This window comes from Pseudoalteromonas sp. MER144-MNA-CIBAN-0113, assembly GCF_040308965.1.
In the GTDB taxonomy this organism is placed as follows: domain Bacteria; phylum Pseudomonadota; class Gammaproteobacteria; order Enterobacterales; family Alteromonadaceae; genus Pseudoalteromonas; species Pseudoalteromonas tetraodonis.
Genome location: NZ_JBEOOG010000336.1, coordinates 1 through 275 on the forward strand (window position 1 = coordinate 1; position 275 = coordinate 275).

The following is a 275-nucleotide window of genomic DNA, read 5'->3' on the forward strand; positions in this document are numbered from 1 at the left end:
GCCATCAATACTTTTAAAATAAATAAAGTCAGGAACGTTATTAAGTACAGTATTAAGTAAAGCTAAATGACGCTCTTTGGCTTCGTAGCTGCTGGTTAGTTTTTCAGACTGTAGCTGCAATTTTTTATCTAAATCTTTATTAACGTTCTGTAGGGATTCGACCAGCTGAGTATTTTTAGCAAATATAGCTTTTACCTTTAAAAACCATGGCTGCCAATTTAAAGGAATTTTATAGTTTAACTGCTCGCCAGTTACAGTGTCGTTATGCTCTAGAT

Annotated in this window: 1 protein-coding gene; it reads right to left on the reverse strand. The window is 33.8% G+C overall.

Going from position 1 to position 275, the window contains the following annotated elements:
• A partial coding sequence (locus AAEY57_RS19935) for a hypothetical protein (RefSeq protein WP_350608657.1) occupies positions 1 to 275 on the reverse strand: 275 nt, incomplete at both ends.